Source organism: Pseudomonas sp. NPDC098747 (genome assembly GCF_044760045.1).
In the GTDB taxonomy this organism is placed as follows: Bacteria; Pseudomonadota; Gammaproteobacteria; order Pseudomonadales; family Pseudomonadaceae; genus Aquipseudomonas.
Window position 1 is genome coordinate 1 of the sequence record NZ_JBIWAL010000029.1, and the last position, 12,602, is coordinate 12,602.

The window sequence follows — 12,602 nt, forward strand, 5'->3', positions numbered from 1 at the left end:
GTTACTGGGAGCAGGAGTTTCCTCAGCTCAACCCCGTCAAACGCCGCGGAAACCGCCGGTATTATCAGCGCCAGGACGTGCTGATGATCCGGCAGATCCGCGCGCTCCTTTACGATCAGGGGTTTACCATCGGCGGCGCACGCTTGCGTCTGTCCGGCGATGAAGCCAAAGACGACACCACCCAATACAAGCAAATGATCCGCCAGATGATCGCTGAACTCGAAGATGTGCTGGTGGTACTCAAGAAATAAAAAGCCGCGTTTGAATACTTCCAGTTTTCAAAAGCTTGCGATATATTCTTGAGCGTTCTTCGAGGTGAAGAACGAGATCCAAAACCAGTCGGGGCGTAGCGCAGTCCGGTAGCGCACTAGCATGGGGTGCTAGGGGTCGAGTGTTCGAATCACTCCGTCCCGACCATTATTCCTGAATAAAGTCAGACACTTAAGCCGATCAGCTAGATCGGCTTTTTTGTGCCTGCGTAAAACTACCCGGTGATGTTGCTGACATTCAGATTGCGAATCGCGTCAGATCACCTTCAGGGTATAGACGACGAGGAATTCAGTTCGCCGTATTGAATCGCCGATTAAATTCAACTACTTCATCATGCGAGGGATTTTTGGCGAATAGCGCTGGGAGTTGCGTATTGAACGCCTCTCGCTTCTGAGCGGCGGCTCCCTTGACTGCGGCATTCAGCGCCGGGTGCATCTCTTCAACGGTGTAATCGCAGCAGTACGCTGGCGTACAGGGTTGTTGGCGCCATGACTCCTCTAAGTTGCCACTGTCAAGAGGCTCGAATCCAACTTCATCGACAAGTTGCATTACGAGACGCTTATGATTTTCATCGTCACCAGCAACGGCGACTCCCAGACGGTTTTTCGTGCCTTTTGGCTTACCAAGATTCTCTAGCGAATAAGCCAGAATATTGTTGAATGCCTTGATTACCGGTCGGCCAAGCTGATCGCTAACCCAGACACTTTCCGTTTGACCATTGTCCAAAGCGGCGATGCGTTCGTCCCTCAGGCCCGGGTAGTAATTACTCGTGTCGACCACTGGAACCGAGGAAGGCAATGCGGCTAGCAGGTTCTTGGGAACAGATGCCATGGCCGGTAGAGGGATAGACATAATCACAGCATCGGCGCCATCGAAGACATCTTGCAAGTCACAAGGAACGGCTCCAGCTTCATCGGCAAAAGCGCTTGCCGAGTCTTTCCCCCGAGAGTTGGCCGCACTGACTTGGTGCCCGGCACTGACAAGCTTTCGGGCAAGGGTTGCGCCGATAGATCCAATACCAACGATCGCGATTTTCATAACACCTCCAGGACTCAAAGTCCGGATACGTTATTATCGGTACTGCAATATCCGCAAGAACCGACGTTTTTGTCTGTAACCCACTAAAAGGTAAGTATGGGATGGAGCGCGATTGGGAATGTGAGAACCCTTTACGAAGGCAGGCCTGGTCGGCCGCTATCAACGCCACGCTTCGTGTTCTGGAGGGTAAGTGGAAAATTGTGATCATCAATGAGCTGATGGCCGCTAAAGGGCGGCCTCTTAGGTTCTCCGAACTGGAAAAGCTCATTCCTGATGTCACGCAGAAGATGCTCATTCAGCAGTTGAAGGGGCTTCAGCAGGACGACATCATTCAGCGCACCGTATACCCAGAGGTGCCTCCGCGAGTGGAGTACGCGCTGACAACGCTGGGTCATGCACTTGGCCCGGCTATGACTGCTCTGATCGATTGGGCTGAGCTTCGACATCAGCACGAGGCGAAGGGTTTGGAACTGCATGGCGTTAGCGGCGATGGACTTGTGGAGCGCTAATCCTCCATGCTGGATTAATCAAACGTCATCCCGTTTCAAATTTGATTAGCCGTGGTTTCTGAATGTTTGATTTGTGACGGTATAGCCTATCGGTCACAATTTGTAAGTCCTCGATAGGGTGAGTAAGCCATTTCCATGAATCAGCCATCAATATCCTCGCCCAGCCCCCGGGGCCCGATCGAACACGAGATTCGTGATCAGATTGTCGCGGCGGCCAATGACCACTTCAGTCAATACGGCTACGGTAAAACCACGGTTTCCGACCTCGCCAAGGCCATCGGGTTTTCAAAGGCCTATATCTACAAATTTTTTGATTCCAAGCAGGCGATCGGTGAAGCCATCTGTGCAAATTGCCTGGCAGAAATCGTCGCGGCCGTGGAGCAGGCTATCAGCGAGGAAGGCCTGTCGCCGACAGAGCGTTTTCGACGCTTGGTCAAAACTGTGATCGCCACAGGTGTGAATCTGTTCTTCAACGATCGAAAACTCTATGACATTGCAGCGTTCGCGGCGTCGGAAAGTTGGCCCAGCACGCAGGTTTATGAGGCACAGATCAAGCGCTTCGTGTCGCAAATAGTGCGAGAGGGGCGAGAGATTGGCGAATTTGAGCGCAAGACTCCGCTGGACGAGACAGTAGAAGCGATACATCTCGCGCTGCGACCATTCGTCAATCCGTTGCTGCTGCAGTACAACCTCGATTTCGTTGAGGAGGCGCCCATGCTCACTTCCAACCTCATCTTGCGTAGCCTCATGCCTTGAACTTCGGCTAAAGGTTTTCGGCATACCCAGGTAGGCAACAGATCACCGAGCGGCTTTTCACATTGCCCTTCTTCCAGCCGTCGAAGGGTTTTTTATTTGTCTGTTGCCAGCCACCTCCTTCTTACCAAGCGACAAGGCTGGTCGGCGTCGCACCTGGCCACTGTTCGACAGCAGCCTGAGCAAGGTAACCATCCGAAAGCGACGCCTCTGGACGATGGGATTCCGGGGCGACCGCGCCATCTGCCACTAAGCCAGCTGCGAGCAAAAGAGCAATTGGACGGAGGGGAGCCATTGAGAGTCCTTCAATACGGAATCTCCGTAACCATATTGAGTGATGGTCACAATCTGTCAATTAACGTTCTTTGCGTTGAATTAGGGTTCTCCGTATTCACTGGTCTTTTTTACTGAGATTAAGAACAGGAAAGTTTCAAGGGGTGTGACTGTTGACACAAATAGTCACTGGTCTGAGAATATGACGCTCGTCCTATTTTAAGTAAGGGAACCCATGCGCCGGCTTCGACCTTTCCCCATTGCCGCTTGCTTGTTGCCTCTCGTCCTCACTGCGTGCGGTGATTCATCGCGCCCTGAAGATCCGCGCACGCTAGCCCCTCTGGTGAGGTCCGCAGCGGTTCAGGCTTCGTCCGCTGTCTCACGTTCTTTCACGGGTGTGGTGGCCGCCCGCGTCCAGGGCGACCTGGGTTTTCGGGTATCAGGCAAGGTGCTAGAGCGTCTGGTTGACACCGGTCAGACCGTTAAACGTGGTCAACCGCTGATGCGTCTCGACCCCATCGATTTAGGGTTGCAGGCGCGTGCACAACAAGAGTCGGTCATAGCCGCTCGGGCCCGAGCCAGGCAGACAGCAGATGATGAGGCTCGATATCGCAAGCTGGTCGCCGCAGGCGCTACTTCCGCATCGGCCTACGACCAGATCAAAGCCGCAGCGGATACTGCAAAGGCGCAGCTCAACGCCGCTGAAGCGCAGGCTGATGTAGCGCGCAATGCTTCCGGTTATGCAGTGCTGTCTGCCGACTCCGACGGCGTTGTGGTGGAGACGCTCGCCGAGCCAGGTCAAGTCGTAAGCCCGGGGCAGCCTGTGGTTCGATTGGCGCGGGGAGGGCAGCGCGAAGCCATCGTGCACCTGCCCGAGACGTTGCGCCCCGCAGTAGGATCCATCGCGCAAGCGACACTTTATGGCAATACCACGGGTGCTGTTACAGCGAAGCTGAGGCTGCTCTCCGACTCGGCCGACCGCATGACCCGCACCTTTGAGGCGCGGTATGTGCTTGAGGGCGCGCTGGCCAATGCACCGATAGGTTCGACCGTTACACTTCGGATCACTGAAGGCGCCGCGCAAGGGCAAGCGATGCAAGTACCGATCGCAGCCGTTTATGACCCGGGCAAAGGCACTGGCCTGTGGGTTATCACCGGTACACCTGCGAAAGTGGCCTGGCGACCTATTCAAGTCATGGGCTTGAGCGACGACTCTGCGCAAGTCGCGGGTGATCTAAAGGTTGGCGAGCAGATCGTGGCGCTGGGCGCTCATTTGCTGCGCAACGGTGAGGAAGTGAGATTGCCTGAGCAGGATGACGCCAAAGTTGCGGGGAGTCGTCCATGAGCGAGGGCCGTTTCAATCTTTCCGCGATCGCTGTTCGTGAGCGCTCTATAACGGTATTTCTGATCTTCCTGATTGCTGTTGCGGGCACCTTGGCGTTCTTTCAGCTTGGGCGCGCAGAAGATCCTCCGTTCACGGTCAAGCAGTTGACGGTTATTACCGCTTGGCCAGGCGCAACGGCGCAGGAGATGCAGGATCAGGTAGCAGAGCCACTTGAAAAGCGCCTGCAAGAACTGAAATGGTACGACCGCACGGAAACCTTCACCCGTCCAGGCCTGGCTTTCACGATGGTGTCACTGCTCGATAGCACGCCGCCCTCGCAAGTACAGGAAGAGTTCTACCAAGCGCGTAAAAAGCTCGACGATGAAGCCCGAAAGCTGCCGGAGGGTGTCATCGGGCCAATGGTCAACGACGAGTTTTCTGACGTGACATTTGCGCTTTTCGCCTTGAAAGCCAAAGGCGAGCCGCAGCGATTACTGGTACGCGACGCTGAGTCATTGCGCCAGCGCCTGTTGCATGTGCCGGGCGTGAAAAAGGTCAACATTATTGGGGAGCAGCCCGAACGTATCTTTGTTTCCTTTTCTCATGATCGCCTCGCCACTTTGGGCGTCTCTCCTCAGGACATCTTTGCCTCGCTGAATAATCAAAACGTGCTAACGCCCGCCGGTTCCATCGAAACCAATGGGCCTCAGGTCTTCCTCCGCCTGGATGGCGCCTTCGATAAGTTGCAGAAGATTCGTGACACACCCATTGCGGTTCAGGGGCGCACGTTCAAGCTCGCTGACGTGGCGACGGTCGAACGAGGGTATGAAGATCCGGCAGCCTTTCTCGTACGTAACAACGGTGAAGAAGCCTTGTTGCTGGGGATCGTGATGCGTGAGGGCTGGAACGGTCTTGACCTCGGCAAGGCGTTGGACACAGAGACCACCCATATAAATCAAGGCATGCCGTTGGGCATGTCGCTCTCCAAGGTCACCGACCAGTCGGTAAACATCAGTTCGGCCGTCGGCGAGTTCATGGTCAAATTCTTCGTCGCGCTGCTTGTAGTGATGCTTGTCTGCTTTCTCAGTATGGGCTGGCGGGTAGGCGTTGTGGTCGCTGCGGCTGTGCCATTGACGTTGGCCGTGGTGTTTGTGGTGATGGCGGCCACTGGAAAGAACTTTGATCGTATTACCTTGGGCTCGTTGATTCTGGCGCTCGGACTGCTGGTGGACGACGCCATCATTGCTATCGAAATGATGGTGGTGAAAATGGAAGAGGGTTACGACCGCATAAAGGCGTCCGCGTATGCCTGGAGTCATACCGCCGCGCCGATGCTTTCCGGTACGCTGGTGACCGCTATCGGCTTTATGCCCAATGGCTTCGCGCAGTCGACAGCCGGCGAGTACACCAGCAACATGTTCTGGATCGTGGGCATTGCCCTGATTGCCTCCTGGGTCGTTGCGGTAGCTTTTACCCCGTACCTGGGCGTAAAGATGTTGCCGAACATCAAGAAGGTCGAGGGTGGTCACGCGGCCATCTACAACACCCCTAACTACAACCGCTTCCGCCGGGTTTTAACGCGAGTTATCGCTCGCAAATGGTTGGTAGCCAGCACGGTTATCGCTTTGTTCGTCGTGGCGATCCTCGGCATGAGCCTGGTCAAGAAGCAGTTCTTCCCGACCTCTGACCGTCCAGAGGTACTGATAGAGGTGCAGATGCCTTATGGGACCTCCATTGAGCAGACCAGCGCCACCACTGCCAAAATTGAGACCTGGTTGCAAAAGCAGGAAGAGGCAAAAATCGTCACCGCCTACATCGGGCAAGGCGCGCCGCGTTTCTATCTGGCGATGGCGCCGGAGCTTCCCGATCCGTCTTTCGCGAAGATTGTGGTGCTGACAGAAAGCCAGGAGGCGCGCGAAGCCCTCAAGTTCCGTATCCGCGAGGCGACTGCTGAGGGACTTGCCCCAGAGGCGCGGGTCAGGGTGACTCAGCTTGTGTTTGGTCCGTATTCCCCATTCCCTGTCGCTTATCGGGTAATGGGGCCCGATCCTTCAACGTTGCGCGAGATTGCGGGCCGGGTGCAGGACGTTTTGCAGTCGAGTCCGATGATGAGAACCGTCAACACCGATTGGGGGTCGCTGACGCCTACGCTGCATTTCTCTGTGGAGCAGGATCGCCTGGAAGCGGTGGGGTTGACCTCAAAGGCAGTCTCGCAGCAATTGCAGTTTCTGCTGGCCGGAGTGCCGATCACCGCGGTTCGTGAGGACATTCGTTCGGTGCAGGTGGTGGGTCGCGCAGCGGGTGATATCCGGCTCGATCCCGCCAAGATAGAAGGCTTTACGTTGGTAGGTAACGCGGGTCAGCGGATTCCGTTGTCACAGGTGGGAACCGTCGATGTGCGTATGGAGGATCCAATTCTCCGGCGTCGCGACCGCACACCGACCATTACCGTGCGCGGTGACATTGCCGAAGGTCTGCAACCGCCGGACGTCTCGAGCGTGATCATGAAGGAGCTGCAACACGTCATCGACAAGCTGCCTGACGGGTATCGGATCGAGCAGGCGGGTGCCATCGAGGAGTCGGGCAAGGCCGGTAAAGCGATGTTGCCGCTATTCCCGATCATGATTGCCATGACGCTGCTGGTCATTATTCTGCAGGTTCGCTCGATTTCGGCGATGATCATGGTGTTCCTCACCTCGCCACTGGGGTTGATTGGCGTGGTGCCGACACTGCTTATCTTCCAACAGCCGTTCGGTATCAACGCGCTGGTCGGTCTAATCGCACTTTCAGGCATCCTGATGCGCAACACGCTGATTCTGATCGGGCAAATTCATCACAATGCGCAAGAAGGACTGGACCCGTTTCACGCAGTGGTCGAAGCCACGGTACAACGTGCACGCCCGGTATTACTGACAGCACTCGCCGCCATCCTGGCGTTCATTCCCCTGACGCACTCCGTCTTCTGGGGGACGCTTGCCTACACCCTTATCGGAGGCACCCTCGTCGGAACCATCATGACGCTGGTGTTCCTGCCAGCGATGTACTCCATCTGGTTCAAGATCCGTCCGGTCAACAGCGGGTCAACTGAAGAAGCGAAAAGCCTGCGGCATGGTCGCGTGGGTGTGGAGTAGGTCATGCGGCGTCCACGCTACTGATTGACGTCCCCGATCATTGCCCATCGCGCACTTGCATCAACGCAAACCCCAACAGATTCAGGCCCTGCCACAGGTTAGGATTGTTCGAGTTTGCGTGATCTTGAGCCAGCCCAATACCCCAAATGTTATCAACCGGGCTCGCCTCCACAATGATGCGAGAGCCGGTTTCCCTTAGGAAATTGTTCAGTTCCGGGTTTTGCGAAAATTTGGCTTGGTTCGCGCGCACGACAATGTCATATCGGTGTTGCAGCCAATCCTGCTCGTTAAATCCAGATATCTTTCGGCCCAGTGCTTTGACTGCAATGGGGGTAGGAGCCTTTAGTATTTGCGTGCGAGTTTCCTGATCACCAAACAAGGCAGCCTTCTCGGCCATCATGTAGTGCTCGGCGGTTGGGTAGAGTTGCTCGTCAACAATGAACTCGGCGATGTACCACTGGCTGAAGCACGAAGCGGTTATTCCTTTCTTGCCTGGTTGGTGCCCCCAGAAAAAAGTGAATTCCAGGTTCTCTCCGCAATTGAATCGGGAGCGCAGATCTTCCAGATATTTAGAGTCGTACAAAGGTTCTTCCTTGGTGAAGTAGTGCCGAGGTGAGCATTTAAGCGTGTACGCGTAGCCACCCGAGTGCATCCAAAAGCCCCTCTGATGGCATTCAAGGTGGATTTAATACCGGCACACTGCTGCTATTCAAGCTCTGGTAGCGCTTGATACGAGGAGGGTCGAATCTTGGGTCAGCAGTTGTGAAACCCCTAGTCAGCGGATGCTACTGTTTCGGATCCTTCTTGATGTCCTCTGAGTCACTCGAAGTTGCTGCATCCTTCTCGGTCTCATGCGGCTCTGCGCCGGCATTTCCGCCAGAAGACTCTTCGCCCTTTTTGTTCGCCTTATCATCGTTGGCGCTTGAGCTTTTGGAGTGATTGACGCCCGGCAAGGCATTCGGCGGGGCAGCCGATTCCGCCGTTGTGTTTTCGGTCGCCACCGCATGGAAGGGGCCGATCAGAAGCAGGCAGGCAAACGATAGCAGCGTAATTTTCTTGTTCATCATCTAAGCCTTCCACGCGATGGATGTATGTGTTGGAAGTGCGAGACAGGCAAAGGTGCGCGGTGCTGGACGAGTGGTAGGTATCAACGATTGGCCACCTGGCCCCAGTCCATGCCGGAGTCAGCCGAAATGCCTGGTGACTGTGCCAAATCGCACTGTCCTTTTTTTTCGCCGGAGATTGCCAGAAAGCGGCAAACTGCTGGCCCCTAATTGCCTTTCCCATCGTCAAACTCGCCTTTTTTCAAAAGGTTAGGTTGGCTATATGCGGACGATTGTCATAACCGTTGCAACGCTTTCCCTGGCTGTCTTCGCCTCGGGAATCCAGGCGAAAGAGTTAAGCAAAGGCCATCGTTTTGCCTGTACCTGGGGTTCGGATATCGCCGCAGGTGCGCAGCACTCCAAACTGTCGGGCGTTTCTTTGTATGGCGCGCGCAAACAATTGCAGGTGCGCAAATTCCAGCAACCGTGGATGCGCATGACCGCGATGGGGATTATCGAGCAGACTTATAACAGCACCTCGAAGCTCAAGCCGGCGGCGGTCAAGCAGACCTACTATGAGCAATGCGTACGGCACGAACTGGCCCGGCGCTGAACAAAAAGCCCAACCTGAAGAGGTTGGGCTTTTTCATGCATGGCAAACCGCCAGCGCTTTTTTGCCACCAGGCCCTGGTACTCAATCGACGATGACGCGTTCGGTTTCATCATCACTCAGGCATATCGTCAATTGCTGGCCGTTCTTGCTGAATGCGCAGTTGGGCAGCGAACGCTGCATGGCGATTCTGAGGGGCGCACCGATAAACACGATGGCAATCAGGATCGCCACGATGAATCTTACGATTAATCCTGAGCGAGACGCCGAGCTGTTTCTCTTGAGCCGCGAACGCAGGAACAGCCCAAGGGCAAGAAGGGCGGCGCCGGTCAGCATTGCACTGCCGATGTGGTGACGACTGATGCTGTAGATCAGCTCCCCTGAGTCGTCCGGATAATTCACCTGCCACCAAGCCCCAATGACCAGCGGCAGAAGTCCGGCAACAATGCAGCCAGTGATCGACCCCGGTAAGCGCATCAGCATGCTCAACAGCAACGTCAAAGTGGCCACGAGCCAGGCACCGGCAAACAGTTGTCCGTTCATGCCGCCCATGAAGGTGCCACCCACATCGATCGGCGTGAGCAGATTCCAGTCATAAAAGGCGATGTGCACGATCAGCGCGAGTACCGCGAGCCAGCACACGGGGTAGTAAAACCAGAAAAAATGGGGGCGGGATAACACACTCAGTCCTTTTTGTGATGTTGGCGCGCGCCAGTATGCCGAGGATCACCCAGCATTGAAATTCAACCGTCGCGCTGGAGTACCATCACACACTGTCCGCAACTGCCGAGCGCTTCGCCCTATGCCTGTTCTATCGCGCTTCACCACATTGCTCGACCAGGCACAGCGCGCCTTGCGCCTGGTTTGGGACACCTCGCGTAGTTTGTTTTTGGGACTGGTGCTGGCGACATTGGTTGCTGGAGTGTTACCAGCGCTGGCGGCGTGGTTGGGTCAACGAATTGTCGATGCGGTGGTGACGGCGATGCAGTTGCATGCGCAGCAGGGCGATGCGCCGTTGTGGCCGGTGTTGCGTTACGTGCTGATGGAGGCTGGGGTGTTAGCGTTGTTGTCCGCGACACAACGGGCGCTGTCGGTGCAGCAGTCGCTGTTGCGGGTCCAGCTGGGTCAGAAGGTCAACACGTTGATTCTGGAGAAGGCTCAGACGCTGTCACTGGTGCAGTTCGAGAACTCCGAGTTCTACGACAAACTGGTGCGTGTGCGCCGCGAAGCCTCGACCCGGCCGTTGGCATTGGTCATGAAGTCACTGGGGTTGATCCAGAACCTGATCATGTTGATCAGCTTCGGTGTGCTGTTGGTGCATTTTTCGCCGTGGGCGCTGGCCTTGCTGGTGATCGGCGCGCTGCCGGTGTTCTTCGCCGAGGCACATTTTTCCGGTGACGCCTTTCGGCTGTTCACCCGTCGGGCGCCGGAGAGCCGCCAGCAAAGTTACATCGAAACCTTGCTGTCCCACGAGGCGTACATCAAAGAGGTCAAACTGTTCGGGTTTGCACCGCTGCTGTTGCAGCGCTACCGGGACACGTTCGCCAGACTGTACGCCGAAGACCGGCAATTGACGTTGCGTCGCGATGGCTGGGGCTTCGGCCTTGGATTACTCGGGACGGCAGCGTTTTATGTGGCCTACGCCTGGGTCGTGATTGATGCCGTGCACGGCAATATCAGTCTCGGTCAGATGACCATGTATCTGGTGCTGTTCAAGCAGGGGCAGGGCGCGGTCAGCAGCAGCTTGAGTGCGATCAGTGGGCTGTACGAAGACGGTCTGTATCTGTCGAATCTTTACGAATACCTGGCTGAGCCGGTGTTGGCCGATAGTGGTCATCTAACCGCTGGCGCGCGACCGGGCGATGGTCTGCGGTTTGAAAACGTCAGCTTCCGTTATCCGGGGGCCACTCGTGCGGCGCTGGAAGGCATCGACCTGCATGTGGTGCCGGGTAAAAGCATGGCGCTGGTCGGGGAAAATGGCTCAGGCAAGACCACACTGATCAAATTGCTGACGCGACTCTATCGGCCTGATCAGGGGCGCATTCTGCTCGATGGCAGTGATTTGCAGGATTGGGAGGAAACCACCTTGCGACGGCGCATCGGGGTGATCTTCCAGGATTACATTCGTTATCAGTTTACCGTCGGTGAAAACATTGGCGTTGGCGACACGTCGGCATTCAGTGAGGAACAACGCTGGAAAGAGGCTGCTGCCGAAGGCATGGCTGCGCGTTTCATCGAGGGGCTGGAACGGGGTTACGCCACACAACTGGGTCGCTGGTTTGCCGGTGGTCAGGAGTTGTCTGGGGGGCAGTGGCAAAAAATTGCCTTGTCGCGGGCTTACATGCGTCGCGAGGCCGATATCCTGATCCTCGACGAGCCGACCTCAGCCCTCGATCCCGCAGCGGAGGCGGCAGTATTTGAACATTTCAGCCAGCAGACTGAAGGGCGCATGACGTTGCTGATCTCACACCGCTTTTCCAGTGTGCGCAATGCCAACCACATCATTGTGCTGGAACAGGGGCGGATTCTGGAGCAGGGCGATCACGATGATCTGATTGCGCTTGCCGGGCATTACGCGCAGCTCTTCAATTTACAGGCTCGCGGTTATCGTTAGGCGTCGCGCGCGTTGCGCAGCGGCGCCGGCCCTGCGACGCGCGGCAACGGTTTGGTCTGCATTAACGCATCGATCGCCTTGCGATAGTTTTGCCCGCCCAACGTCAGGCTGTTGTTGTGCGTCGCGCCGGGTACCAACAACAAGCGTTTAGGTTGTTGCGCTGCGTTGAACAACTGCTCGCTGAAACGCGATGGCACGAAAGCATCGGCCAGGCCATGCACCACCAGCAACGGCATGTGAATGTCGGCGATCTTGTCAATGGAGTCGAATTTCTGCGACAGCAGCCAGCGCACCGGCAGCGAGGTGTTCGCCACGGCCGCGGCAACATCTGCCAGCGAAGTGAAGGTGGATTCGATCACCAATCCGCGCACCGGAAGCGGGGTGTGATCACGGGCGGCGATCTGGCCAAGTTCGGCCGCCAGATCGACTGCCACCGCGCCGCCCAGGGAGTGGCCGTAGATCAGGCGTTTGTTCGGATCCGGTTGCAGCAGTTTGAAGCGCTCCCAGGCCACCCGCGCATCTTCGTAAACGCTGCTTTCCGACGGCAGATCACCCTTGCTCTGGCCGAATCCGCGGTAATCGATGGCCAGCACCGAGTAGCCCGCCGCGCGCAACTGCTCGATACGGAACAACTGCCCGGTGAGATTCCAGCGCACGCCATGCAGATAGAGAATCGCCGGGGCATTGGCATTTTCCGCCGGCCACCACCAGGCATGAATATTTTGCCCAGCCTTGAAGCGCTTGGGTTGCAGGTCGAGTTCCTGCACGCTGCCGGGCAAACCGCGATACCAATACGCTGTGCCCGGTTCGACGCGGAACAGCAGTTTGCGCTCGGTATGTTCCAGCACGGCACAACTCGTCGGCACGCCGATAATCAAAGCGGCCATGCAGGCAAACGCCAAGCGGCGACGGCGCAGACGAGTCATGAAGGACAGGAACATTAAACGTTTCACCGCGGCGCAGACAAAGAACGCTTTTTACCAGAAGCCTCGGTCTGCGCGCGATATTTTCGACCACCGCCCGTGTGCAACGATTAC

At 56.4% G+C, this 12,602-nt stretch carries 12 protein-coding genes and 1 tRNA gene; 8 read left to right on the forward strand and 5 right to left on the reverse strand.

The window, feature by feature from the left end:
* The coding region (locus ACIQVE_RS17920; protein ID WP_401211907.1) for a MerR family transcriptional regulator at positions 1-251 on the forward strand (251 nt) is incomplete at its 5' end.
* Between the two features lie 89 nt (positions 252-340).
* Positions 341-417: transfer RNA gene (locus ACIQVE_RS17925), tRNA-Pro, on the forward strand.
* Positions 418-558: 141 nt separating this feature from the next.
* On the opposite strand, the gene ACIQVE_RS17930 is transcribed toward ACIQVE_RS17925, so the two are convergent.
* Positions 559-1,308 (reverse strand): NADPH-dependent F420 reductase, encoded by a 750-nt coding sequence (locus tag ACIQVE_RS17930; protein WP_402810602.1) that lies wholly within the window; start codon positions 1,306-1,308, stop codon positions 559-561.
* A 101-nt stretch (positions 1,309-1,409) separates the two neighbouring features.
* Between ACIQVE_RS17930 and ACIQVE_RS17935 the strand changes: the two genes are divergently transcribed.
* From ACIQVE_RS17935 to ACIQVE_RS17950, 4 genes are all read left to right on the forward strand, one after another.
* Positions 1,410-1,817: a winged helix-turn-helix transcriptional regulator gene (locus ACIQVE_RS17935; protein ID WP_402810603.1), complete on the forward strand. Its 408-nt coding sequence runs from the start codon at positions 1,410-1,412 to the stop codon at positions 1,815-1,817.
* A gap of 135 nt (positions 1,818-1,952) precedes the next feature.
* Positions 1,953-2,573 (forward strand): TetR/AcrR family transcriptional regulator, encoded by a 621-nt coding sequence (locus ACIQVE_RS17940; RefSeq protein WP_402810605.1) that lies wholly within the window; start codon positions 1,953-1,955, stop codon positions 2,571-2,573.
* A 505-nt stretch (positions 2,574-3,078) separates the two neighbouring features.
* Positions 3,079-4,188: an efflux RND transporter periplasmic adaptor subunit gene (locus ACIQVE_RS17945; RefSeq protein WP_402810606.1), complete on the forward strand. Its 1,110-nt coding sequence runs from the start codon at positions 3,079-3,081 to the stop codon at positions 4,186-4,188.
* The gene (locus ACIQVE_RS17950) at positions 4,185-7,298 is read left to right on the forward strand and encodes an efflux RND transporter permease subunit (RefSeq protein ID WP_402810608.1); all 3,114 of its coding nucleotides are present in this window, start codon (positions 4,185-4,187) and stop codon (positions 7,296-7,298) included. The genes ACIQVE_RS17945 and ACIQVE_RS17950 overlap by 4 nt, the downstream gene beginning before the upstream one ends.
* Positions 7,299-7,335: 37 nt before the next feature.
* Here ACIQVE_RS17950 and ACIQVE_RS17955 read toward each other — a convergent pair whose 3' ends face one another.
* Both ACIQVE_RS17955 and ACIQVE_RS17960 read right to left on the reverse strand, forming a co-directional pair.
* Positions 7,336-7,881, reverse strand: coding sequence for an NADAR family protein (locus tag ACIQVE_RS17955; protein ID WP_402810609.1), 546 nt, complete (start codon positions 7,879-7,881; stop codon positions 7,336-7,338).
* A 202-nt stretch (positions 7,882-8,083) separates the two neighbouring features.
* The gene (locus ACIQVE_RS17960; protein ID WP_402810610.1) at positions 8,084-8,362 is read right to left on the reverse strand and encodes a hypothetical protein; all 279 of its coding nucleotides are present in this window, start codon (positions 8,360-8,362) and stop codon (positions 8,084-8,086) included.
* Between the two features lie 262 nt (positions 8,363-8,624).
* On the opposite strand from ACIQVE_RS17960, the gene ACIQVE_RS17965 reads away from it, so the two are divergent.
* Positions 8,625-8,954 carry a hypothetical protein gene (locus ACIQVE_RS17965; RefSeq protein WP_402810612.1) on the forward strand — a complete coding sequence of 110 codons (330 nt, stop codon included), beginning with the start codon at positions 8,625-8,627 and terminating at the stop codon, positions 8,952-8,954.
* Between the two features lie 81 nt (positions 8,955-9,035).
* Here ACIQVE_RS17965 and ACIQVE_RS17970 read toward each other — a convergent pair whose 3' ends face one another.
* Positions 9,036-9,563 carry a hypothetical protein gene (locus ACIQVE_RS17970; RefSeq protein WP_402810614.1) on the reverse strand — a complete coding sequence of 176 codons (528 nt, stop codon included), beginning with the start codon at positions 9,561-9,563 and terminating at the stop codon, positions 9,036-9,038.
* A gap of 190 nt (positions 9,564-9,753) precedes the next feature.
* Between ACIQVE_RS17970 and ACIQVE_RS17975 the strand changes: the two genes are divergently transcribed.
* Positions 9,754-11,565, forward strand: a complete 1,812-nt coding sequence (locus ACIQVE_RS17975) for an ABC transporter ATP-binding protein (RefSeq protein WP_402810616.1) — start codon at positions 9,754-9,756, stop codon at positions 11,563-11,565.
* On the opposite strand, the gene ACIQVE_RS17980 is transcribed toward ACIQVE_RS17975, so the two are convergent.
* Positions 11,562-12,506 carry an alpha/beta hydrolase gene (locus ACIQVE_RS17980; protein ID WP_402810617.1) on the reverse strand — a complete coding sequence of 315 codons (945 nt, stop codon included), beginning with the start codon at positions 12,504-12,506 and terminating at the stop codon, positions 11,562-11,564. The genes ACIQVE_RS17975 and ACIQVE_RS17980 overlap by 4 nt on opposite strands.
* Between the last annotated feature and the right edge of the window lie 96 nt (positions 12,507-12,602).